The organism is Mycobacterium scrofulaceum (assembly GCF_002086735.1).
In the GTDB taxonomy this organism is placed as follows: Bacteria; Actinomycetota; Actinomycetes; order Mycobacteriales; family Mycobacteriaceae; genus Mycobacterium; species Mycobacterium scrofulaceum.
Map to the genome: position 1 here is coordinate 45969 of NZ_MVIJ01000034.1, position 23261 is coordinate 69229.

The 23261-nt window shown below is 67.4% G+C and carries 19 protein-coding genes; 6 read left to right on the forward strand and 13 right to left on the reverse strand.

The window, feature by feature from the left end; translation table 11 throughout:
• Positions 1-395: 395 nt before the first annotated feature.
• From BST44_RS20130 to BST44_RS20140, 3 genes are all read left to right on the forward strand, one after another.
• Positions 396-788, forward strand: a complete 393-nt coding sequence (locus tag BST44_RS20130) for a GDP-mannose 4,6-dehydratase (protein ID WP_279628985.1) — start codon at positions 396-398, stop codon at positions 786-788.
• A complete protein-coding gene (locus BST44_RS20135) occupies positions 785-1870 on the forward strand; it encodes a glycosyltransferase family 4 protein (protein WP_083178864.1) in 1086 nt (361 codons plus the stop codon). The genes BST44_RS20130 and BST44_RS20135 overlap by 4 nt, the downstream gene beginning before the upstream one ends.
• 193 nt (positions 1871-2063) lie before the next feature.
• Entirely contained in the window at positions 2064-3341 is a 1278-nt protein-coding gene (locus BST44_RS20140; RefSeq protein ID WP_083178865.1) for a glycosyltransferase, read from the forward strand.
• Positions 3342-3350: 9 nt separating this feature from the next.
• Here the strand turns inward: BST44_RS20140 and BST44_RS20145 are convergent, their stop codons facing one another.
• From BST44_RS20145 to mutA, 12 genes are all read right to left on the reverse strand, one after another.
• Positions 3351-4154 (reverse strand): TylF/MycF/NovP-related O-methyltransferase, encoded by an 804-nt coding sequence (locus BST44_RS20145; RefSeq protein WP_167380232.1) that lies wholly within the window; start codon positions 4152-4154, stop codon positions 3351-3353.
• Positions 4155-4286: 132 nt separating this feature from the next.
• The gene (locus BST44_RS20150; protein WP_083178866.1) at positions 4287-5090 is read right to left on the reverse strand and encodes a TylF/MycF/NovP-related O-methyltransferase; all 804 of its coding nucleotides are present in this window, start codon (positions 5088-5090) and stop codon (positions 4287-4289) included.
• Positions 5091-5225: 135 nt separating this feature from the next.
• Entirely contained in the window at positions 5226-6509 is a 1284-nt protein-coding gene (locus tag BST44_RS20155; RefSeq protein ID WP_083178867.1) for a glycosyltransferase, read from the reverse strand.
• A gap of 392 nt (positions 6510-6901) precedes the next feature.
• The gene (locus tag BST44_RS20160) at positions 6902-8170 is read right to left on the reverse strand and encodes a glycosyltransferase (RefSeq protein ID WP_083178868.1); all 1269 of its coding nucleotides are present in this window, start codon (positions 8168-8170) and stop codon (positions 6902-6904) included.
• Positions 8171-8294: 124 nt separating this feature from the next.
• Positions 8295-9122: a TylF/MycF/NovP-related O-methyltransferase gene (locus BST44_RS20165; protein WP_083178869.1), complete on the reverse strand. Its 828-nt coding sequence runs from the start codon at positions 9120-9122 to the stop codon at positions 8295-8297.
• A gap of 282 nt (positions 9123-9404) precedes the next feature.
• On the reverse strand, positions 9405-10469 hold the full coding sequence (locus BST44_RS20170) for an NAD-dependent epimerase/dehydratase family protein (protein ID WP_083178883.1): 1065 nt from the start codon (positions 10467-10469) through the stop codon (positions 9405-9407).
• Between the two features lie 173 nt (positions 10470-10642).
• Entirely contained in the window at positions 10643-11674 is a 1032-nt protein-coding gene (locus BST44_RS20175) for a sulfotransferase family protein (protein ID WP_439330743.1), read from the reverse strand.
• 373 nt (positions 11675-12047) lie between these two features.
• On the reverse strand, positions 12048-12962 hold the full coding sequence (locus BST44_RS20180; RefSeq protein WP_083178871.1) for a sulfotransferase family protein: 915 nt from the start codon (positions 12960-12962) through the stop codon (positions 12048-12050).
• A 347-nt stretch (positions 12963-13309) separates the two neighbouring features.
• The gene (lipL, locus tag BST44_RS20185; protein WP_083178872.1) at positions 13310-14596 is read right to left on the reverse strand and encodes an esterase/beta-lactamase LipL; all 1287 of its coding nucleotides are present in this window, start codon (positions 14594-14596) and stop codon (positions 13310-13312) included.
• A 62-nt stretch (positions 14597-14658) separates the two neighbouring features.
• Positions 14659-15630 (reverse strand): methylmalonyl Co-A mutase-associated GTPase MeaB, encoded by a 972-nt coding sequence (gene meaB, locus BST44_RS20190; protein WP_083178873.1) that lies wholly within the window; start codon positions 15628-15630, stop codon positions 14659-14661.
• Between the two features lie 76 nt (positions 15631-15706).
• A complete protein-coding gene (gene scpA / locus BST44_RS20195; protein ID WP_083178874.1) occupies positions 15707-17959 on the reverse strand; it encodes a methylmalonyl-CoA mutase in 2253 nt (750 codons plus the stop codon).
• Between the two features lie 5 nt (positions 17960-17964).
• A complete protein-coding gene (gene mutA, locus BST44_RS20200) occupies positions 17965-19839 on the reverse strand; it encodes a methylmalonyl-CoA mutase small subunit (protein ID WP_083178875.1) in 1875 nt (624 codons plus the stop codon).
• Positions 19840-20007: 168 nt separating this feature from the next.
• On the opposite strand from mutA, the gene BST44_RS20205 reads away from it, so the two are divergent.
• The 3 genes from BST44_RS20205 (at position 20008) to BST44_RS30155 (ending at position 22078) form a co-directional block, all read left to right on the forward strand.
• On the forward strand, positions 20008-20775 hold the full coding sequence (locus BST44_RS20205) for a TVP38/TMEM64 family protein (protein WP_083178876.1): 768 nt from the start codon (positions 20008-20010) through the stop codon (positions 20773-20775).
• A gap of 131 nt (positions 20776-20906) precedes the next feature.
• Positions 20907-21698: a S1 family peptidase gene (locus BST44_RS20210; protein WP_167380234.1), complete on the forward strand. Its 792-nt coding sequence runs from the start codon at positions 20907-20909 to the stop codon at positions 21696-21698.
• Between the two features lie 116 nt (positions 21699-21814).
• The gene (locus tag BST44_RS30155; RefSeq protein WP_158086667.1) at positions 21815-22078 is read left to right on the forward strand and encodes a hypothetical protein; all 264 of its coding nucleotides are present in this window, start codon (positions 21815-21817) and stop codon (positions 22076-22078) included.
• Positions 22079-22120: 42 nt separating this feature from the next.
• Here the strand turns inward: BST44_RS30155 and BST44_RS20220 are convergent.
• Positions 22121-23261, reverse strand: a 1141-nt coding sequence (locus tag BST44_RS20220; RefSeq protein ID WP_083178884.1) for a HAMP domain-containing sensor histidine kinase, incomplete at its 5' end; no start/stop codon positions are given.

Below are 23261 nucleotides of genomic sequence, written 5' to 3' on the forward strand. Positions count from 1 at the left end.
AACGCTGGCCGCCGATCTGCGAAAAGTTCTCGATCACCATTACGCCGCTCGTACCCATGAAATGGCTGGTCGGAGGCCAATCCGGCGAAAGCGTAGCGAGCACCACCGCTCTTGCAGAAGAGGAGGTGGGGGTGAGCCGCCGTATCTGATTAAGAGAGACAGCCGCCGAGGTGGTCGATGATCAGTGACCATGGCGCGAAACGACTTTGCGGCATGCTCGAAATCCTTCGCGGAACCGACCCCGCAAGGTCTGCAGCCTGGTCTTCACCCCTGCAGTCCCCAATCACGAGCAAGAGAAGTCGCGAATCACCGGGCCGCGTAGTCGCTGAAGGCAAGCACCGGCATACTGTCAACCGTGAATCTCCGCTGCGCCCTGCGCGCTTTGTGACCAAAAAATTGCGACTGCAGCCGTTCGCGTCGTCGCAGCCGGGCGGGCCAGGTTGATGTCGGACGACACCCGCATTGCTCGAGACTGGGGGTTGGTGCGTGAGCACATCGACGCGATGTCGCACATCCTGCAACACTCCACCGACGCCGATGTTGCGATCGCCACCGGCGAAGGCCACACGCTTGAAGCGTTTGTACAAACCGCTTCCGAGCAAGTGGCAGCTAACTGGCACGAACGTATGGGCCTCTCCGAAGCGCTGCAATACGCTTCGCACCGGGCTCAGGGAATGGACGATGGTCCGAGAGCGCGTGACATTGTCAGCAGGTTACCGACCTACCGGATGACCGATTTCGGCAAAGCCATGGTGGATGCCCAACTGACGGGAGGTAAACGCCTATGAAAGTCGCATTCGACCATCACATCTTTTCTATGCAGCGGTATGGCGGGGTTTCACGCTACTTTGTCGAACTGGCGACGCGCCTGCCCGCCCAGGGCGTAGAGACGTCAGTCATCGCTCCCTTACATATCAACACCTACCTAGCAGCCGGCTTCGCCCGTAGCGTTGCACGTGGTAGGTTCGTGAATTCCGAGCTGAGCGTCATTCCCCTTGCAGTCGGCCTAACAAACCGGCTTGTTGCACCGCTGTCATGGCGAGGGGCCAGTCCCGACATCATCCATGAAACCTTCTTCTCCACCAAACCCTTTGGTAAGGGCCAGCGCCGCGTCGTGACGGTTTACGACATGATTCACGAGCTCTTTATGCCTGAGGCCAAATTTGCGATAGCTGCGAAGCGCGCCGCTGTCGCCCGCGCCGATCACATAATCTGCATTTCGGAGAACACGCGCCAGGACCTGCTGCGGCTTCACGACGTCGATGCGGCACGAACCAGCGTTGTGCATCTCGGTTATTCGCTGACTGCGGGGGCAGAAGCGCCGCACATCGACAGTGACGGACGCAGACCCACCCTCTTGTACGTAGGCCATCGCGGAGGCTACAAGAATTTCAAAACAGTACTGCATGCCTATGGCAGCTCACCGATCCTGCGCGAATTCGATCTAATAGCCTTCGGCGGGTACCCGCCACAGCGCGATGAGCAAAGCGAGATTAGTCGGCTGGGCATTACAGATCGGGTGCGTTTCGAGTCCGGCTCCGACCAAGAGCTGGCGGCACGCTACCGAGCGGCTGCCGCTTTTGTATACCCGTCGAAGTACGAGGGGTTCGGCATTCCTCCGCTTGAAGCCATGAGCTATGGCTGTCCCGTCGTGTGCAGTACCGCGGGCCCAATTCCAGAAGTCGTCGGAGATGCCGGCGTCTACTTCGATCCGAACAGCGCCGATGAACTGCGCACGGCATTGGAGCATGTCGTGACCGCCGAGGAATTGCAGGCCGATCTGCGAGCACGTGGATACGCGCGCATTAAAACGTTTTCCTGGGACAGGTGCGCGGCGGAAACGGCAGCGATTTATCGCGAAATGATGTGAGCTCTGGCGCGGTGCGCTGCCGACGGACAGCGAAGCAGCGAAGCAGCGATAAACGCAAATCGCGGCTGCTGCTAATTAACAAAGCCGACCCGACACCACCATTCGAACAGTCAGTCGACAGCGGAGAGCAAATGAGAGCAGTGACCGGTACCCCCCACCTCGCCAACGCGCGGCGACTGCAAGGCTAGGACCCGTGACGAAATTCGCCCTCGCCGGGTATGGAACGCGCGGCGACATCGAGCCTTTGGCAGCTGTCGGGCGTGAACTGCTGCGCCGAGGGCACGAGGTGGCCATGGCGGTCCCGCCGGAATTGGCGGATTTCGCCGGGTCCGCCGGGCTCGCGGCTGTCCCGTACGGCCCGGAACTGCATGATTTTCTCGACGAAGAGTTCCTTCGCAACATGTGGGCGGAGTTCTTCCGGAGCATCTGGACGGTCCGCAGCCCGATCAGACTGATGCGCAAGGTGTGGGAGCCCCTCATCCGGCATTGGGGCGAGGTGAGTACGACGCTGACATCGCTCGCGGCCGGCGCCGACCTGCTCTGCACCGGCCTGAATTTCGAGCAGGCCGCCGCCAACGTCGCCGAGTTTTACGGCATTCCGTTGGCCACGCTCCATCACTTCCCGATGCGGGCAAACGGACAGCTCGTCCCGCGCGTGCCGGCGCCGCTGTTCCGCTCCAGCATGAAAACGGTCGAGTGGTTGTTTTGGCGCTCGACGAAGTGGGTCGAAAACGAACAGCGCCGCGAACTCGGCCTGCCCGCGGCCACGAAATCCTCGCCGCAACGGATCGCCGAACGCGGCTCGCTCGAGATTCAAGCCTATGACGAAGTCTGCTTTCCCGGCCTGGCCGCCGAATGGGCGAAATGGGGCGACCGACGGCCCTTTGTCGGTGCGCTGACGATGCAGTTGACCACCGACGCCGACGAGGACGTGGCGTCGTGGATCGCAGGCGGGTCGCCGCCGATCTGCTTCGGCACGGGCAGCATCCCGCTCGAATCGCCCTCCGCCACAGTCGAGATGATCAGCTCGGCGTGCGCGGCGTTGGGCGAGCGGGCGTTGTTGTGTTTCGGCGGAACCGACTTCAGCGAAGTGTCACATTCCGAGCACGTCAAGCTGGTGGGGGTGGTGAATTACGCGTCGGTCTTCCCAGCCTGCCGCGCGGTCGTTCACCACGGGGGTTCCGGCACCACCGCAGCGAGCCTGCGTGCCGGCGTCCCCACGTTGATCCTGTGGAGTTCGGCCGACCAACCGTACTGGGGCAATCAGGTCAAGCGACTCAAGGTGGGAACCGCCCGGCGCTTCTCGCGGACCACAGAGAAATCGCTTGTGTCGGACCTCCGCGAGATCCTCGCCCCGGAGTACGCGATTCGTGCCCGGGAACTCGCCGCCCGGATGACGACCCCCGCCGACAGTGTCGCAAGGGCCGCCGATCTGTTGGAAAAGGCCGCGCGGGAGAAGGGTTCCGGCTGAAGCGCGTCCTCAGCGCGCCGGCTTGATCAGCAAGCCCTGCCCGGTGGGCAGGGCGCAGATCTTCACGCCCAGGTCGTTCGCCACCGCGTCCATGGCGCGACGTTGCTCGTCGCGGCCCCGATTGGCGTAATCGTCCAGGAGCACGAACGCTCCGGGTGTGAGCCGCGGCCAGAAATAACGCAGGGCGGCGACTTCCGGTGGGGCGCAGTTCATATCGATGTGCAGGTAGGCGACGGCCGTCGCGTCGACCTCGTCGAGAGTCTCGGGAACCGCGCCCACGATGATGCGGTGGTTCTGCCACTCCGCGAAATTCGCGCGGACGCTTTCGACACCGCTGGCATACATCCCGTTGCGCAGGTGGTCTTCGCTGACTTCCAAGGCCCCGGCCCGGCGTTCGTTCTCGGTGACAAAGCGCGGGTCGATCCCGGCGAACGTATCGAGCAAATAGAACGTCTTGCCCAGCCGGTCCCAGTCCAGGTACTCCATGATGGCGCTGCTCAAGAACCCGTAACTCACGCCGCATTCCACGAAGTCACCGTCGAGCTTGCTGGCGCTGGCGGCCGCCCACAGACCCACGTGCACGCGCCACTGCCACTGGTACCAATCCTCTTTGCCCAGAGAGCGGGCGCCGCGCCGGTAGGCGCGCTGGAAGTCCGGATCGTCCAGGAACGCGTGATAGTTGTTGAACGTGACCAGCGCGTCGTTGGCGTAAACGTCGGGAAGAATGGTGCGCGCGAGCCAGTACTCGGTGCGCACCCACCACATCCGCAGGCGGGTTCCGGTTGTCAGCCCTGTTGCCACGGCGGCAACCATAACACTGGCGGACAGCTCATCTGCGACAAACGCGACGGGCTCACCTGTTCACCCAGCCGGATGAGCAAAGCTGCTGAAATCCAGGAAGTTTCAGCCACCCGTGCGCGCGCCAGGCAGTTAGCCCACTGCGGCCTACTTGCGCCACAACACGCCGGTGCCGTCGATCTCCACGATCTCCGCGGTCACGCCGTGCTTTGCGCGGTAGTCGGTCACCGCCTGTTCGCACGCCTTGATCGCGTGGTAGTCATCGACGATGCAGAATCCGCCGGGCGACAGCCGCGGATAGAGCGCATCGAGCGCCTGGATCGTCGACTCGTACAGGTCGCCGTCCAGCCGCAGCACGGAGATCCGATCGATCGGCGCATCCTGCAGCGTGTCCTTGAACCAGCCGGGGACGAACCGAACCTGGTCGTCGAGCAACCCGTAGCGCTCGAAATTGGCCCTGACTTCGGATTCGGGAATGCCGAGGATGCGCGCGTGCCGGTGCAGCGTAATCCCTTTGTCCTGCTTGTAGTTTGCGACGTCCGGGGGCGGCACGCCGGCGAACGAGTCGCACAGCCACACGCAACGCTTTTCGTCCCCGTTGGCGGCCAGCACTGCGCGCATCAAGATCGACGCCCCGCCGCGCCACACCCCACACTCGACCAGATCGCCGGGGACGTCTTCTTCCAGCACCGTCTCCACACAATGCTGCAGGCTGGTCAGCCGCTGCATGCCGATCATCGTCAGGGCGTCCGCCGGCCAGTCCAGTCCCAGGTCGCGAGCGTGCTTGTTGAACGGCCGCTTGCGCACCAGCATCAGATTGCGCGTGCTGAACAAGGGGCGTCCCAAACGGTACCAACCCACCGGCACCAATTCGTCGTTGCCGTACCTGGTCAGGTCGCGTCGGAGCAAATCGAGGTATGCGAACCGCGTGTCGTGATCAGTCACGGCCAAAACTGCCCCTTATCCCGCAAGTCAATAATCCCGGTCATGAGCCTAGACGGCCGCCAGGGCCGTCAATGCGTTTCGCAGTCTATCCGCCAATCAGACCCGAATCGCCAACTTACCTCTCCGGACCACCGCAACAGCTCAGCGACCACGCTCCGCGCCGGCGCGATCACAGCGGCCCGAGCGGGCGAAGCTCTCCAGCAGGTCGACGGCGCGCCCCACGCTCTCGGAGGGCTTGCTCATCCGGCCGGAGATCTCGCGCGCGCGAGCCGTGTACTCGGGGGCGAGGATCTTGCGCAGGTCCTTGACCAGCGTTTCGCGGGTGCTTGCCGAGAAACGCCGCGACGTGCCCACCTTCAACTGCTTGATGTGCGAGCCCCAGAACGGCTGGTCCCCCGCCGTCCACAGGATCAGCGTCGGTATCCCGGCCCGCAGGCCCGCGGCCGTGGTGCCCGAGCCGCCGTGGTGGACGACAGCGCGGCAGGAAGGGAAGATCTTCGTGTAGTTCACCACGCCCACCACCTTGACGTGGTCGGACTGCGGCACGCCGCTGAAGTCACTCCAGCCGGAGCAGACCAGCGCCCGCTCCCCCAGCTCCGCGCAGGCCGCGCTGATCAAGGCGACCGTGTCCGCCGGGGATTCGGCGACCGGCATGCTCCCGAAACCGAAGCAGATCGGCGGCGTGCCCTTGGCGATCCACGACAACACCTCGTCGTCGGCGTCGGTGGTCAACTCCATCGTCAACGAGCCGACGAACGGCCGTTGGCCCTGCCATTTCGCCCACTCGGTCGCCAAACCGGGGAAGCACACCTCGTCGTAGGCCTGGATTTCCAACGACCCGCGTTCGGCGATCCGTCGTGGCGACGCCACCGAGGCGGTGGGCAGGCCGAGCTCCCGGCGCTGCCTGTCCTCGGCCTTCTTGTTCATCCGCCAGCACATCCAGTCGTACACCGACATTCCGGTGCGGACCATCGGCCCGGGCAACCTGGGAATCAGCTCGCCGTTGGGCCGCATCGGGATGTAGTGCAGCGTGGCCATCGGGATCCCGTAATGATCCGCGACGTTGACCGCGAGGTCCTGATAGAGCTGGCCGCTGAACAGCAAATCGGCCCCCGCACCCACCGACATCAGCGACGCGCTCATTTCCTGCCAGTTGCGCAGCACGGGCTCCCAGGCGTCGCGCATCAACTTGACCGGCCCCCGCGCGAAATTCTTCCAGAAGTCGCGGATGAATTCGTCGCTCCAGAAGTCGTGCATATCGGGGCCGTACGCGATGGCCGAAAGCCCCACTTCCTGAGCCAGCTCAACGAGATTCGGCGGAACGGCCATGCGCACTTCGTGGCCCCTGCGCATCAGTTCTCGGCCGATAGCGAGGCACGGCTCGATATCGCCACGAGTCCCATAGCTTGCCACAGCAAATTTCATCGCCCTGTAACCCTAATCACTTTTCCCGTGCGTGGGCAACTCTCGAGATAGAGTCTTTAGCCCCTAATTCCGGCCTCTCCCTTCCCGATTGGAATCGACTGGGTTTTCGCCGCATCGGACTGCGGTCGGCGGTCCGCGAGCGGACAGAATAACCACGATCAGCGGGCGTAGCCAGGTACGACGAAGCCAACTGCATCGGCCCTACCCCCCGACCTCGAACTATGACAACCCCGGGCGCCGCGACGCGAGCCCAGGCGTCGTCGCCTGATCAGACATCAGTCTGCCAGACGATCGGTTCGATGTCTCCAGAAGGACGAACTGGGCGTGGCGCGGGCGCGATGGTCAAATGCGCTGGTCGACACGCACGCAGCCGGGGCCCCGGGACTGGGCGGTCAGGCGCGGCTCCGCGAGCTGGCAAACTTCTCCACCACGTCGGCAGCCTTGACGACGCTCTCGGCGGGCTTGGTCATGTGCCTGGCAATCTCGCGCGCCCGAAGGGCGTAGTCCGGGTCGAGTATCCGGCGCAGGTCCGCTACCAGCGTCTGGCGGGTGGTGGCCGAAAAGCGGCGCGTCGTACCGACTTTCAGTCGCTTCAGCTGCGCGCCCCAGATGGTCTGGTTGGCGTCCATAGACAAGATCAGCGTGGGCACTCCGGCGCGCAGGCTTGCCGCGGTGGTGCCCGAACCGCCGTGGTGGACAACCGCGCGACAGGCGGGAAACACCGTCGCATAATTCACCGCGCCAACCACCTTGACGTGGCCGGGAAGTGGCACGTCGCTGAAATCGCTCCAGCCGGCGCAAATCAGCGCCCGCTCGCCCAATTCCGCGGAGGCTCCGGCGATCATCTCGACCGTGTCGACCGGGGATTCGACCGGCATGCTGCCGAACCCGAAACAGATCGGCGGCGTTCCGGCGGCTATCCACGACGCGACGTCGTCGTCGGCGCCCGTGGTCAATGCCATTGTCAACGGGCCGACAAATGGCCGCTGGTCCTCCCATTTCGCCCATTCGGCCGCCAGCCCGGGAAAGCAAACCTCGTCGTATGCCTGAATTTCCAGTGCTCCCCGCTCGGCGACGCGTCGCGGCGATGGATACGTCGCCCGCGGCAGCCCGAGTTCGCGGCGCTGCGTGTCCTCGACCTTCTTGTTGAGGCGCCAGGAGAACCAGTCGAACGCAGTCATCGCCGAACGCGCCAGCGGCGGTGGCAGCATCGAGACGACCTGACCGTTCGGCCGCATGGGAACGTGATGCAGCGTGGCCAGGGGCATGTCGTAATACTCCGCGACGTTGGCTGCCGGTTCCTGATAACTCTGCCCGGTCAACAGCAGGTCGGCCCCCCCGGCCACGGAGACCAGGGTCGTGCTCATCTGCGACCAGCACTGGTCGCTGAGGTCCCACATTTCGCGCCACATGCGTCTCATCTCCCGCACCCTGTAGAACGTGCTGAACAGCGACGTCCAGAAGTTGCGGTACAGGTCGAGCCAGGCCTGCGATTCCAGCCCGTACGAAACGGCCGGCAACCCCGCCGCCTCGGTGAAGGCGATGGAGTCGGGCGGAACCGCCATGCGCACGTCATGCCCCCTGTGGAGCAGCTCGCGTCCGACCACCACGGAAGGCTCGATATCGCCGCGAGTTCCGTAGCTTGCCAGCACAAGTTTCATCGCGAAAATCCAAGCCCTTCAGTTACGCCATCGGCGGCAATGATGCCCGGAGATCACTGTAAATATCGACGAATCCCCGCATCGACCCGGCCGACTTCAGCGGGTATCAGTGCGGCGAGCGCGTTCACCCCTTACGCCAGAGCACCCCGGTGCCGTCGATCTCGACGATCTCCGCCGTCACACCGTGTTTCGTCCGGTAATCGGTGACGGCCTGCCGGCACGCGTCGATAGCGTGGTAGTCGTCGATGATGCAAAACCCACCCGGAGAGAGGCGCGGGTAGAGCGCGTCGAGCCCTTGAATGGTCGACTCGTAGAGGTCGCCGTCGAGCCGCAGGACGGCGATGCGGTCGATCGGGGCGTCGCACAGCGTGTCCTTGAACCATCCGGGGAGAAACCGAACCTGCTCGTCCAGCAACCCGTAGCGTTCGAAGTTCGCCCTGACTTGTGGCTCCGACACGGCCAGCACGCCGGCGGCCCGGTGCAGCCGAATCCCCTTGTCCGCTTTGTAGTGTGCGGTGTCAGGGGGCGGCACCCCCTCGAACGAATCGGCCAGCCAAACGCTGCGCTTCTTGTCGCCGTAGACCGCCAGCACGGCCCGCATCAGGATCGACGCCCCGCCGCGCCACACGCCGCATTCGACCAGATCGCCGGGAACGTCGTCTTCCAGCACCGTTTCCACGCAGCGCTGCAAACTCGTCAGCCGTTCCATGCCGATCATCGTCAGGGCGTCCGCCGGCCAATCGAGGCCGAGGCCGCGTGCGTGCGGATTGAAAGGTCGTTTGCGCACCAGCATGAATTTGCGGGTGCTGAAAACCGGGCGGCCGAAGTAGTTCCAACCGACGGGCACCAACTCGTCGCTGCCGTACCGGGTGAGGTTGCGCCGGAGCAGATCGAGGTAGGCCGATCGCGTGTCCACGAATGATGAGCGCGCATCGCGACCGGCAACGGTCAAGGCTTCCCCCTAGTTCGCACGAATTTCCTCCCGTTGATCAGCCTAGACGTCCGCCGAGGCCACCAATGGGTTTCGGATTTTTCCGTCATCCTCGTCACCGCCCGACCTCTCAATCCGAACCGGGTAGCCAACCCGTGCGCCCCGCCGCCTGACCACCGGTCAGCCACTATGGACCATCATATGCCCCAGACGAGACCGCTCCGGCGACACGTCCCGGCGTGGTTTGCTGGATTCGCCGCCACTGCTCCTCGTAGGCACGGCAAAGCCGTCACTACGGTTCGATCACCCGGCGGGAGATTCGGATTCCTTGCCGATCCACTCCAGCAACGCCGGCAAACCCTCGTCGAGGGTCCACTTTGGCCGCCAGTCCAGTTCGGTGCCGGCCGGTCGGATGTCGCAGCTCGCGGCGCGCACGTCACCGTCGCGGAATTTCGGGACGACGGTCGGGTCGGGGGCGTCGCACAGGGCGGCGACCTTATTGGCCAGCTGGTGGATGGTGGTGGCGTCGCCCGATCCGATGTCCAAGCGGCGGGATCCGGTCGCGGCTCGCTTGAGCGCCGCGAACAACGCTTCGACGACATCGTCGATGTAGACGAAGTCGCGCACGATGCGGCCGTCTTCGTAGACCTCCAGCGATTGTCCTTCGCGCGCCAGCCGCGCGAAAAGAGCCACGATGCCGGTGTACGAATTGGTCAACGATTGCCCGGGGCCGTAAACGTTCTGTAGCCGCAGGACGCTGAGGTTTGTGTCGTGGGCGGCGGTCCAGGCCGCCAGCAGATGCTCCTGGGCGAGCTTGGTCGCCGCATACACGTTGGTCGGCTGGGGTTCGGTGGTGCTCGCGCAACTCGGCAACGGCGCCGCAGGCTCACCGGCGGGCCCTTGCGGGTCCCACTGGCCGGCCACCAGCTGCGCGTGGCTGCGGGGCGGCGGATAGAAGATGTCGCCGCCGGCTTGCCACGATCCCTCGCCGTAGACCGCGCGCGACGATGCAAGCACCAGCTGGTCGGGAACGATGCCGGAGCGGCTCAAGGCGTCGAGCAGTTGAGTGGTGCCCACGACGTTCACCGAGCCGTGGCGCGTCGCCTCCGACAGCGACTGCGCCGTCCCCGTCTCGGCAGCCAAGTGGACGATCTGGGACGGACGGCACAACCGAAGCACCGCGTCCCAATCGGGGGCATGCGTGACGTCGCCGGTCAGCAACCGCACCGACGACGGCAGGTCCAGCGGCCGACCCGCGCCGTGCACCTGCGGGTGCAGGATGTCCATCACCGCCACGTTGTAACCGGCCTCGACGAGGCGATGCGACAGCGCCGACCCGATGAATCCCGCTCCCCCGGTGATGAGCACGGATGCTGACACGAGCCGATGCCTCCCATTGGTGTGCAGGTCGCTGACCGGCACAAGTTGCCGAGAGCGCGGTCCGGTCGATCATATCGGGGACCGTCGCGGGGCAGCCGGATTCCCGATACAGGTGCCGCTTGGCTGAACGCGCGTTGGTCATATTTGCCGGGCCGCCCGGGCTACGCCCAGGTGCCCCTGCGCCGATGGGCCATCGCAAGGATCTCCATCACCGGCGCCGCGATCACGGGCGGGAAGGCCCGAAACAGCATGCTGTTGGACAACCCGTGAAAGTCCTGGAATGCCTGACGAAAGTCGCGTTCGCACGCCCGGTAGGACTCGAAGACGCCGTCCAGTGTGGCTCCGTCGACGGGCTCGTCCTGCGCGGCCGCGCGAAAGGTTTCGTACACCGCGGACATCCAATTGGCGCCGAAAAGGTCTGCCACCGGGCCGGCGTGTCGTTGGCGTCGCAGGTCAGGCCTGAGGAAGTCCTCGACCGCCTGCTCCTCCTCGGTGCTGAGTTCATCCGGGAGTGTCACGGAGATCCGCTTGACCTCCCGGCGCCAGTCGTCAAGGAGATTGGCGTATTCGACGAACACGCGCGTGACCCCCCGCGTTTGCCGCTCGGCCAGCAGGTTGTACTTCAGCCAGATCGCGCTGGCGAGAGCGGGAGAGACACGCCAGGAGGCGGCGATGGACTTGACGACCTCTTGTGGCTGGCGCACCGCGATGACGGTCGCGACGTCGAATCCGCCCAGGCGCGCGGCCTCGAACCACAGGTCGGACAGGACGGTGATCCGAGGCTCCTTGATCACCACGAGCGGCGCGGCCGGCAGGGTGGCCAGATACGCCCCGATCTTGGCGATGTGGGCGGCCTTTTCGTCGGCACGGAAGGCGTCGCCCTCCAGCAGGCGCAACGACGGGTCGTACCAGTTGCTGGCGTGATTGCGCAGGATCGACTCGTTGAGCGTGATGGCCGCCCGCGGTTCCCAGTAGCCCAGCGGATTGTTCGTGTCGGCGCCCAACATTCCGGCCGGCAGCGTGCCACCGCAGAGCGAGAGAACCCGCGTGATCGCAGAGGTACCCGAGCGTTGCGGGCCCAACACGAACATGATCACCGGGCGACTTACCGTTCCGCCGTGGCCGGAATTCTTCGCGTGGCGAACGGCGTGGGGTGGGCTTCCATCGGGCGTGGCGATTCGGGCGGATCTCATCGCAAACGCAAACCTTTCGGTGTCGCACATCAGGCTGTCTGATCTGTTGTTGGCCATGACTTTCCGGTGTCTGCACACCTCTATCGCAGGCGCGCAGCAACGCTGTCAGAGTCACCACCGCCTTGCCCGATGTGCACTACGAGCGCGCGAGATGTGAAACTTGTTCTACCTCAAAGTCTCTGGCACAAAGACGACACTCACCCCTTGCACCCCTGCGGGATCAAGCTCTCCCCTGACGAGCGAATGATCGAATCGTGGTGCGTTGAATACCCTAACGCGATTGCAGTGACTATGGCGTCAATTTTGGATATTCGTTTGGTTACTTGATGTTTGGTCGACTTCGCGCTCTTGCGTGCCGAAAGCCACACAGCAGCTAGGCCCAGGTGCCTTGTCGCCGATGCGCCAGCGCGATGAACTCCAGCACCGGCTTCATCAGCGACGGCCGAAGCAGCCTGGCGGTGAGACTGTTGGAGTGGCTGCGGGCGTCTTCCAACGCGAGCCGGAAATCATGTTCGCTGGCGCGGTAGGCCTCGAATACATGATCCAGCGTCGCCACGTCCGGCGGCCCGTCCAGCGCCGCGGCGCACATCGCCTCGTAGACCGCCGACATCCAGCCGGCGCCGAAGCGATCGACCACCGGGCCGCTGTCCCGGTTGCGCCGCAGATCGGGGGTGAGGAACTCGTCGACGGCGCTTTCGTCCTCGGCACACAGGTCGATATCCAGCGCGGCGGAAATCCGCTTCACCTCGCGGCGCCAATTGTCCAGGAGTTGCGTGTACTCGACGAACACCCTTGGCACGCCGCGCGAGTGGCGCTCGGCCAGCAGATTCCCCTTCAACCACAAGGCGCTCGCGAGTTCCGGCGACGCCCCGGTGGCCTTACCCAGCGACGCGATCACCTCCTGCGGGTGTCGCACCGCGATCACAACCGCGACGTCGAGACCCGCCTGACGCGCCGCTTCGAACCACATCTCCCAGAGCACCACGATCTGCAGGTCCTTGATGACCAGCAGCGGCGCATCCGGCAGCGACTTCAGATAGGCCGCGATCTCGGCGGTGCACGCCACCCGCTCCGCCTCGGTGAAGGCGCCCTCTTCCAGCACCCGCAGCGACGGGTCCCACCAGGCGCTGCCGCGGCGCTCCAGGATCGACCGGTTGAGGAGCAGGGATGCGCGCGGCTCCCAATAACCGCGCTGGTTGATTTCGTCGGCGCCCATCATGCCCGCCGGGAGCGTGGCACCACACAGGGAAAGAACCCGCGTCAGCGCCGACGTGCCCGACCGGCCCATTCCCAGAACGAACAGGGCGAGTGGGCGCGTCGCGGTTGCAGCCCCGGAGAGATTGGCGGACGCGGCAGCGGGTTCGGCGGGTCTCGTGGCGCGGGCCCATTTCATCCAGCTTCCAGCCTTCCAGTCATGTGTCGGCATCGATGCCAGGTGTATCGCGGCATTATTACCGATTGTTTGACTTTGCGGGCCTGGTTTATGAAACACATGTCAACTATGTAAAACCCTTGTGCACGGCACATTAATCAGACCGCTTAGAAATTCGCTGACGTGCGCTTATGTCTTGCCAGGCGCCGCGGCGGCATGCTTGAGTGCGGTTTACTCAACCGTGAACGCGATGGTCGGGCGTGTTAGCCCGCGGCGGCTCCCGGCTCGAAGAACGGCGCCCCGTACTCGGTCACCGGCGAGAAGCCGCGCTTGCGTGCCTTCTCGGCGGCCTTGCGGATCAGCGCGTAAATGCCGACGAACGCGGCGTGGTCGGTCGCCACGAACGGGGTCAGCAGCCGGTTGTGCACCAGCGAGAAGGCCAGGCCACTCGACGGGTCGGTCCAGCCGAGCGAGCCGCCCAGCCCGACATGACCGAAGCCGGGCATCACGTTCCCGATGGGCAGGCTGTGGTAGCCGAGGTGGAACGCCAACGGCACGAACAGGTTCCGGTCGGGCCGCAGGCTGCGCCGGCCGGTCAGGCCGGCGACCATCTCGCGGGACAGGAACCGGATGCCGTCGACCTCGCCGCCGTTGGCGATGGCCCCGTACATCCGCGCCAGCCCGCGGGCCGTCGCCACGCCGTTGGCCGCCGGGATCTCCGCGTCCAGCAGCGGGGTGTCGCCCTGCACCGCGGCGACCATGCCGGGGAAGTACATGGACCGGAATCCCCCGGACAGCTCGTTGGCGACCTTGCGCGTCACGCAGCTGAGCACCGGATTGCGCACCAGGTTCTGCGGCGCCACGATCTGCGCGACCCGCGTGGGCGCGCCGGCCGGCGGACGACCCAGGTACAGCCCGTCGGTGCCCAGCGGCTCGGCGAGTTCCTCGCGGATCAGCGTGCGCATGCCCTTCCCGGTGACGCCGCGGGCCAGGCCGGACATCAGCCAGCCGAAGGTCAGAGCGTGATACGCCGGCTTGCCCAGCAACCGCCCCGGCGCCGCGGCGGCCAGCCGCTCCTCCATCAGGACGTGGTCCAGCAGGTCTTCGCTGCTGGCGCCGCGCAGGCCGGAGAGCCCCGCGGCGTGCCTCATCACGTCGCGGACGGTGAGCTTGGCCTTGCCGTTGGCCGCGAACTCGGGCCAGTACTCGGCGACGGGGGCCTCGTAGTCGATCAGCCCCCGATCGGCGAGCCGGTGAATGACGGTGGCGGCCATGCCCTTGGTCGCCGAGAACACCATCGGCGCGGTGTCCGCCGACCACGGGCGATGACCGCCCCTGTCAGACCAACCGCTCCAGACGTCCACGACGGGCTGGCCGTCGAGATAGACCGCGAGCGCGCCGCCGCCGAACCGGCGGGCGGGGAACATGGTCGAGAAGCTGCGAACGACGCATCCGAAGTGTGAGTCCGCCGCGCCGGACACACGGTGACCTGCGTCAAGGTCATCGTGGACAGGGACCGCGCGGCGATCGACTCGGGCTTCCACCGTCACAATCCCGAATTTACTTGGATTTCACATCGTCCCGGAGCGAAATCGGATTGTTTATCTATCTGTTATTCTGACGCCGCCGACAATATTTGCTGTGCGGCCAGCGCCGGGGTCAGCTCCCCCGCTTTGACCTGGCGCTCGACCTCGGCGCGCATCTTGCGCACCTTCGGGTTGGTCAGCACCCGGTCCAACACGGTGTCGCGCACCATCTGCCAGGTCCAGTCGACTTGCTGGGCGCGCCGGCGCGCCTCGAACTCGCCGGCCTCGGTGAGCACCCGGCGATGGCGTTCGATGGTCTCCCACAACTCCTTCAGCCCGGTCCCCTCCATCGCGCTCATGGTGAGAACCGGCGGGCGCCAGAGCGTTTCGCGCGGGTGGATCAGGCGGATCGCGGAGGACAGTTCGCGGGCGGCCACCCGCGCCTCGGCGAGGTGCTCCCCGTCGGCCTTGTTCACCACCACGATGTCGGCCAGCTCCAGCGCGCCCTTCTTGATGCCCTGCAGCTGATCGCCGCTGCGCGCCAGGGTCAGCAGGACGAACGTGTCGACCATGTTGGCGACGGTCACCTCGGACTGGCCGACGCCGACCGTCTCGATGATGATCACGTCGAAGCCGGCGGCCTCCAACAACACCACCGTTTCGCGGGTCGCCTTTGCTACGCCGCCCAGCGTGCCCGACGTCGGCGACGGGCGGATGTAGGCGTCTGGGTGCACCGCCAGGCGCGCCATGCGGGTCTTGTCGCCGAGGATCGACCCTCCGCTGCGCGTCGACGATGGGTCGACGGCCAGCACCGCCACGCGATGGCCCCGCTGGATCAGGTGCATACCGAGCGCCTCGATGGTGGTGGACTTACCCACCCCGGGCGTCCCGGTGATGCCGACGCGATGTGCGTCGCCCGAGTCGGGCGTCAGCTCGAGCAGCAGCCGCTGCGCCGTCTCGTGATGGTCGGCGCGGGTCGACTCCAGCAGCGTGATGGCCCGCGGCAGCGCGGCGCGGTCGCCGCCGCGGATGGCGTCGGCCAGATCCTCGACGGTCATCACGGCGGCCCCGCGAAAATGCAACTGGCGACGCGTTTCCCGAGTGCGGCCGTCGGCAGTTGCAGTCTCGCGCGAATCATTCGAGCGTGTAGCCCTGCCGCTCGGCGAGCTTGTGCAGCAAGCCGATCGCGGCGTCGGCGATCACGGTGCCGGGCGGGAAGATGGCGGCGGCCCCGGCGGCATACAGCTCGTCGAAGTCACCGGGCGGGATGACCCCGCCGACCACGATCATGATGTCGGGCCGTCCCACCCCGGCGAGCGCGTCGCGCAGCGCCGGCACCAGCGTCAGGTGCCCGGCGGCCAGCGACGAGACGCCGACCACGTGCACGTCGTTGTCGGCGGCCTGCCGGGCCACCTCCTCCGGCGTGGAGAACAGCGAGCCGACGTCGACGTCGAAGCCGAGGTCGGCGAACGCCGTCGCGATCACCTTCTGGCCGCGGTCGTGGCCGTCCTGCCCCATCTTGGCTACCAGAATCCTGGGCCGGCGGCCGTCGGCCTCGGCGAACTTCTCGACCAGTTCCGTCGCGGTGGCGATGTTGGGGGCCTTTCCGGCTTCGTCGCGGTAGACGCCGGCGATGGTGCGGATCTCCGCCTGGTGTCGCCCGTATACCTTTTCCAGCGCGTCGGAGATCTCCCCGACCGTGGCCTTGGCCCGGGCGGCGTTGATCGCCAGCGCCAGCAGATTATTACCCAGCCCGTCCTCGCCGGCGCGCCCGTGTGCCGCGGCGGCCCGCGACAGCTCGCCCAGGGCGGCCTCGACGGCGGACGGGTCGCGGTTGGCCCGCAGCTCCTGCAGCTTGGCCAGCTGTTCGGCCCGCACCCGGCTGTTCTCGACCTTGAGCACCTCGACCTCTTGGTCCTCTTCGACCTGGTACTTGTTGACGCCGATCACCGGCTGCATGCCGGAGTCGATGCGGGCCTGGGTGCGCGCGGCCGCCTCCTCGATGCGCAGCTTGGGGATGCCTTCGCTGATGGCCTGCGCCATGCCGCCGTGCTCGGCGACCTCGGCGATGTGCGCGCGGGCCTTCTGCGCGAGCTGGTGGGTCAGCCACTCCACGTAATACGAGCCGCCCCACGGGTCGATCGGCCGCGTGGTGCCCGACTCCTGCTGCAGCAGCAGCTGGGTGTTGCGCGCGATCCGCGCGGAGAAGTCGGTGGGCAGCGCCAGCGCCTCGTCGAGCGCGTTGGTGTGCAGCGACTGGGTGTGTCCCTGGGTGGCGGCCATCGCCTCGATGCAGGTGCGCGCGACGTTATTGAAGGCGTCCTGCGCGGTCAGCGACCAGCCGGAGGTCTGGGAATGTGTGCGCAGCGACAGCGATTTCGGGTTCTTCGGGTTGAACTGGGCGACCAGCTCGCTCCACAGCAGCCGGCCCGCCCGCAGCTTGGCGACCTCCATGAAGAAGTTCATCCCGATGCCCCAGAAGAACGACAGCCGCGGCGCGAACTTGTCGATGTCCAGGTCGGCGTCCAGGCCCGCCTTGATGTAGTCGACGCCGTCGGCCAGCGTGTAGGCCAGCTCCAAATCGGCTGTGGCACCGGCCTCCTGGATGTGGTACCCGGAGATCGAGATGGAGTTGAACTTCGGCATCTTCGCGCTGGTGTAGCCGAAGATGTCGGAGATGATCCGCATCGACGGCTTGGGCGGATAGATGTAGGTGTTGCGCACCATGAACTCTTTGAGGATGTCGTTCTGGATGGTGCCCGCCAGCTTCTCCGGCGGCACCCCCTGCTCCTCGGCGGCCACCACGTACAGCGCCAGGATCGGCAGCACGGCACCGTTCATCGTCATCGACACGCTCACGGTCGACAGGTCGATGCCGTCGAACAGCTGCCGCATGTCCAGGATGGAATCGATTGCCACGCCGGCCATCCCGACGTCGCCCTGCACGCGGGGATGATCGGAGTCGTAGCCGCGGTGGGTGGCCAGGTCGAAGGCCACCGACAGGCCCTTCTGGCCGGCGGCCAGGTTGCGCCGGTAGAACGCGTTCGACTCCGCCGCCGTGGAGAACCCCGCGTACTGGCGGATGGTCCACGGCTGGTTGACGTACATCGTGGGGTACGGGCCGCGCAGGAAGGGCGGCTCGCCGGGGAAGCTGTTCAGCGGGTACCCGCCGGCCACCGCGGCGGCCCGGTCCGCGCCGATGTACACCGGCTTGACGGCGATGTCCTCCGGCGTATGCCACTCCAGCTGCTCGGGGGTATACCAGTGCGCCGCCGCGGCCGCGGCGACATGCTTTTCCACGGCGGCCTCGGTGGGCGGCGGCAGCGGGCGGTCGCCATTGAACGGGACCTCGGCGAAGTTACCGATCACGGGTGCGGTTGTGGTCATCGCGGCTACGCTCCCAGTCGAGTGAGCAGGTTCGAAAGGGCTTCGACCGCATCGATTTTCGCGGTCAGGAACTCGTCGGGCCGGTGCTCGGCGTCGCCGACGGCCTTCTCCGGCCCGGCCAGGCAGACCCTCGACACGCCGGCGGCCCGGGCCGCCTCGACGATGCCCGCGGCCTCGTCCTGGTAGCGCTTGTCGGTGCCGCAGATGACCGCGACGCTCGGCGACCCCGCGTCGACGATCGCCTTCGCGACCGTGGCCGCGTCGACCGTCCCGGGGTTGACGGCCTCGATGCCGCCCGACGCCAGCAGGTTGGCGGCGAACGTCGCCCGGATGTTGTGCTCGGCCAGCGGCCCCAGCGGAAGCAACAACGCCTGCGGGCGCGCGCCCGTGCGGGCCAGGAAGGCGTCGGAGCGGTCGCGCAGCGCCTCGAACGCGGCGGCGTAGCGCCGCAGGTTGCCGGCGGGCAGCGGCGTACCCGAATCCCCTTGCGGCAAGGCAGGTTCGGTGAGGTTCGGGAACTCGTTGACGCCGGTGATCGCGGTGCGACGGTGCGCGATGTCGTCGGCGCGTCGCGCGGCCACCTCGGCGATCTGCTCGACGACGTAGTCGCGCGCCTCGACGAACCCGCCGCGCGCCTCGATGGTCTGGAAGTGCGCCCAGGCCTGCTCGGCGAGCCGGGCGGTGAGGTCCTCGACGAACCACGAGCCGCCGGCCGGGTCCAGCACCTGGCCGACGTGGGACTCCTCGAGCAGCAGCAGCTGGGTGTTGCGGGCGATGCGCCGCGCGAAACTCCTTGCCGTGCCCGGGAAACCGCCCGGGATCGCCACGTCGAACGGCAGCACCAGCACGGTGTCCGCGCCGCCGACGCCGGCGCCGAAGGCGGCCAGCGTGCAGCGCAGCATGTTCACCCACGGGTCGCGCTGGGTCATCATCGGCAGCGACGTTTCCGCGTGCACGGTGACGGCGCCGCCGTCCGGGTCGCCGACGACCTCGGCGACCCGCGCCCACAGCTGACGCACCGCCCGCATCTTGGCGAGCGTCACGAACTGGTCGTCGTCGGCGGCCAACCGGAAACTGATCTGCCGCAGCGCCTCGCCGACCGGCATGCCCGCCTCTGTGAGCCGCCGCAGATACGCCACCCCGGCGGCCACGGTGCCGGCCAGCTCCCACGTCGCGCTCGCGCCCAGGTTGTGGAAGGCGGGCCCGTCGACGGTGATCGCCCGCACCCCATGCTCGCGGGCCGCGCGGGTGGCGATCGCGACGACCTCGTCGAGCGCGGGCGCGGGACGGTCGCTGACCGCCGCGGTGAGCGGGTCGCCGCCCAGGTCGATCGACAGCAGACCGCGCTGATCCGCCTCCACCCGGGCCGCCGCCGCCAGCATCACGTCGGCGGCGGCGCAGTAGTCAGCGCCGGCGTCGACGATGACCGGCACCATGCTCAGGTGCACGCCCTGCAGGGCGTCCTCGAACTGGCCGGCCGTCACACCGGACTCCCCCACCCGCAGCACCAGCGCGCTCGCCCCGTTGCCCAGCGCCTCGAGCACCGCGGCGTTGACGTCGCCGGCCGCCACCCCGGCGACGCGATCTGCCGGGAACGCCTCGGCGACCTTCCAGCCGGACTTGACGTCGCGCAACGCGTCGGCGCCGCGCACATAGGGCCACTCGCCCGGCAGCGGCGGTTCCGGCAGCTCGTCCAGCGCCGTGTACAGCGCGCGGACGGCGATGCCGTCATAGGTGGGGGTCTCCAGCAGCCGCTCGGGCTCGTCCCCGAGCTCCCCCGGGTCCTTCCGGGTGCTTTTCGACAGCACGCCCGCGACCGCACTGCGCCAACGCCCGCGAACCTGTTCTAGTTCGGCGAGTTCGGGTACATCAATGGACACCGATTGCTCCCTTTATCCCAGCAAATGGGGCCTGCGACTTACTAATGAGGCTAATTGATCGGGCCGGTCGGCAGAAAACCGCGCGGCCCGACGAGCGGGACGGCGCGGCGATGAAACGCCAGCCTCGGGAAACGAGTTATTCATCTGCGGGCCGTAACCTTTACAGGCGTGACGGCTTCCGCCACCTGCAGAATCAACCGGACGCTGCGCGACTTGGGCGCCGCGCTGGGCGCGACCGCGCGCCTGCTGTCGCGCCCCCAGGCGATCGCCACAGTGGTCGGTATCACAGTCTTGATCGCGGCGGCGTCCTGGCTTCCGCTGCCCACGCCGGTGCAGATGCGCGACTGGGCCGAGTCGGTCGGCCCGTGGTTTCCGTTGGCGTTCCTGGCCGCACACGTCGTGGCTACCGTCGTGCCGGTCCCGCGGACGGCGTTCACCCTTGCGGCCGGCCTGCTGTTCGGACCGCTGACCGGCGTGGCGATCGCGGTGGTCGCCAGCACGGCGAGCGCAGTGATCGCGTTGCTGCTGGTGCGCGCGGCGGGATGGCGGCTGAACCGGCTGGTTAGGCACCGATCGATCGACACCGTGGACGAGCGGTTGCGGCAGCGGGGCTGGCTGGCCATCCTGTCGCTGCGGCTGATTCCCGCCGTGCCGTTCTCGGCGATCAACTACGCGGCCGGCGCGTCGACGGTGCGCGTGTTGCCGTATACGCTGGCCACGCTGGGCGGCCTGCTGCCCGGCACCGCCGCCGTGGTGATCCTGGGCGACGCGCTCGCCGGTCACCCCAACTCGCTGCTCTACCTGGTGTCGTTGTGCACGGCGACCCTGGGCCTGACCGGCCTGGTCATCGAGATCCGCCATTACCGCCGGCACCACCGCCACGCGCACAACCCCGCCGCCGACGACCCCTCCCCCGAGCCGGCCACCGTCAGCTAGCAAATTCGGCCAATCGCGTCGGCCGACGGGCCGAAGCTGGCAAGCTGGGGCACACACATACCGGCACCGCGCTCAAAGGGGGGGTGTTGGCCGGAACCCAGGCGACGTACCCGCTTCCGCAACGCTCCAAGATGCATTCGGCGTTGCTGGTGATCGCGTCGCTGTTCTGCGCCGCCGCCCTGGTCGCCGCCGTCGGCCTGCTGTCCAGGCACGCCCACCCCGCCCGCGAAGCCGGCCCGCCGGCGCAGCTGTCGCCGATCGATCTGCCCGCGTCGAGCGCGGTCGACCCCGGCGCGGGGATCTACGTCCAATACGCCGACGGGTCGGGCGGAATGGGCTGCACCGCGGGCTTTTTGGTGCGCACCAGCACCGGTCAGCCCGGCGTCCTCACGGCGGGCCACTGCAACCGCCCCGGCGGGCCGAGCAAGGTGACGATCAACCTGGGCGGCGTGCTGCCCTACGCCGCGCTGGGCACGTTCAGCCAGACCGTCAGCGAGGGGGTCCACGCCGAGCAGCACGACATCGGGCTCATCCTGCTCGACGGCGACAACCTTCCCCAGAATCCGGCCATCGGGGCGTCGTTGCCGGTGTCCGGCATCGCCGCCAACGTGCGGGTCGGACAGGAACTTTGCAAATTCGGCATGGGTTCCGGCGAGGCCACCTGCGGACGGGTCACCGAAGTCACCGGCAGCAAGGTGGTGTTCCTGGCGCCCGGTCAATGCGGCGATTCCGGCGGTCCGGTCTATTTCGACCACGGCGACGGCACGGTGCACGGTGTCGGCATCCTCATCCGCGGGGGCGACCCCTACCTCCGTAGGCCCGGGTGTGCGGCCCCGGCGAAATTCTCGGTGGCCGAACTGGTTCAGCCGTGGCTGGACCGGTGGCATCTGACTGCCGTGACCGCGGGGTCCGCGTCCGGCTGAAACTTCAGGCTGGCTTCAGGCTGACTTCCTAGCGTCGCAGCCGTTGCGGTGCGCTGTGGCTCGATTGGGCACCCCAACGCGTGAATGACCGCCAACAGCAAGGGAAGAGGGGCCGAGTGAAGATCAAACAACTGATCGCAGGTTCGTTGCTCGCGGGAGCGCTCGGGTCGGCCGTGGCCGGATTCGGGGTCGCGGTGGCGAGCGCGGATCCGCCGCCGCCACCGCCACCGGGCCAGCCGGGGCCGCCGCACCCCGGGGGACCGTTCGGCGGCCCGCCGGGACCGGGCGGACCGATGGGACCGATGGGACCGGGAGGACCCGGGGGACCTCCACCGCCGGGGCCCGGCGACCAGTTCCGCCCACCGCCGCCGGGATTCTGACGCAGGTAAGCCGTGTTGAGCGGTGGCCGGGGCGGCCACCGCTCACCGGCGTTCGACCGGCAGGCTGAGTTGGAACCTTGCCCCGCCGTCGTGTGGCAGGCACACCAGCTCGCCGCCGTGGGCACGCGCCAGCGCGCGGGCGATCGGCAGGCCCAACCCGGCGCCGCCGTGATCGCGGGCGCGCCCGGCGTCCAGGCGCACCAGGCGCTCGAAGATCCGCTCCCGCTCGTCGTCGGGAATGCCGGGCCCGTCGTCGGCGACGGTCACCTCGGCGGTACCGTCCTGCGCGCCGACGTCGACCGTGATGGCGCCGCCGGGCGGCGTGTAGCGACGGGCGTTGTCGAGCAGGTTGGACAGGATCTGCGCGACCCGGGTGGGATCCGCGTCGACGGTCAGCGTGGCCGCACCCGTGCGGGTGATGGCGAGTTGCGGCGCCAGCATGGCGGCCCGATCGGCCTCGGCATCCGCGATCGCGGCCAGGTCGACGTCGTGGCGGTCCAGCGGCAGCCCGGCGTCGATGCGGCTCAGGTCGAGCATGTCCGAGACGAGCCGACCGGCGCGGCGGGCATCGGAGAGCAACAGGCTGGCCCGGCGATATTGGCCGTCCTCGTGCTGCTGGGAGGCGCTGTTGGCGAGCTGCTCGGCGGCGACCTGGATCCCCGCGATCGGGGTGCGCAGCTCGTGGGCGGCGTCGACGAGGAAGCGCCGGGTCGCCGTCTCGGCGCGACGGGCCGCCTCGGCGGCCTTTTGCGCCCGGCGTTCGGAAGCCTCCAGGGCGTCCAGCATGCCGTCGAACGCCGTTGCGGCACGGCCTAATTCGGTATCGGCGCGGTCCGGTCGCAGCCGGCGTCCGCGATCACCCGTCCTGATGTCGTTGGCCACCGCCGTCAGCCGGTCCAGCGGGCGCAACGCCACCCGGCTGACCGCGATCAACAACAGCGCGGCGGCCACCAGGGTCGCCACGCCCGCCCCGATCATCAGCAGCCGCAGCTGGTGGGTCACCTGGGTGGTTTGCGTCGTGTCGGCGACCAGGATCACCCGGCCCCCGTCGGGCAGCGGATGCACCACGGCCGTCGCGGTGGCGTCCTGCGGAGGGGGCGGTGGCGGCGGCGGTGGCCAGGGCGGCATGGGCCGCATGGGCGGCATGCCGGGCGGCGGGAAGTTCGGGCCGGGCGCCCACGGC

Excerpts from the sequence above, each read along its gene's own strand:
- meaB (WP_083178873.1), bottom strand. The coding sequence starts at position 15,630 with ATGACCGTCGAGGATCTGGCCGACGCCATCCGCGGCGGCGACCGCGCC.
- scpA (WP_083178874.1), bottom strand. The coding sequence starts at position 17,959 with ATGACCACAACCGCACCCGTGATCGGTAACTTCGCCGAGGTCCCGTTC.
- BST44_RS20175 (WP_439330743.1), bottom strand. The coding sequence starts at position 11,674 with ATGAGATCCGCCCGAATCGCCACGCCCGATGGAAGCCCACCCCACGCC.
- BST44_RS20135 (WP_083178864.1), top strand. The coding sequence starts at position 785 with ATGAAAGTCGCATTCGACCATCACATCTTTTCTATGCAGCGGTATGGC.
- BST44_RS20210 (WP_167380234.1), top strand. The coding sequence starts at position 20,907 with ATGCATTCGGCGTTGCTGGTGATCGCGTCGCTGTTCTGCGCCGCCGCC.
- BST44_RS20155 (WP_083178867.1), bottom strand. The coding sequence starts at position 6,509 with ATGAAATTTGCTGTGGCAAGCTATGGGACTCGTGGCGATATCGAGCCG.
- BST44_RS20180 (WP_083178871.1), bottom strand. The coding sequence starts at position 12,962 with ATGGGCCGGTCGGGCACGTCGGCGCTGACGCGGGTTCTTTCCCTGTGT.
- BST44_RS20160 (WP_083178868.1), bottom strand. The coding sequence starts at position 8,170 with ATGAAACTTGTGCTGGCAAGCTACGGAACTCGCGGCGATATCGAGCCT.
- BST44_RS20145 (WP_167380232.1), bottom strand. The coding sequence starts at position 4,154 with ATGGTTGCCGCCGTGGCAACAGGGCTGACAACCGGAACCCGCCTGCGG.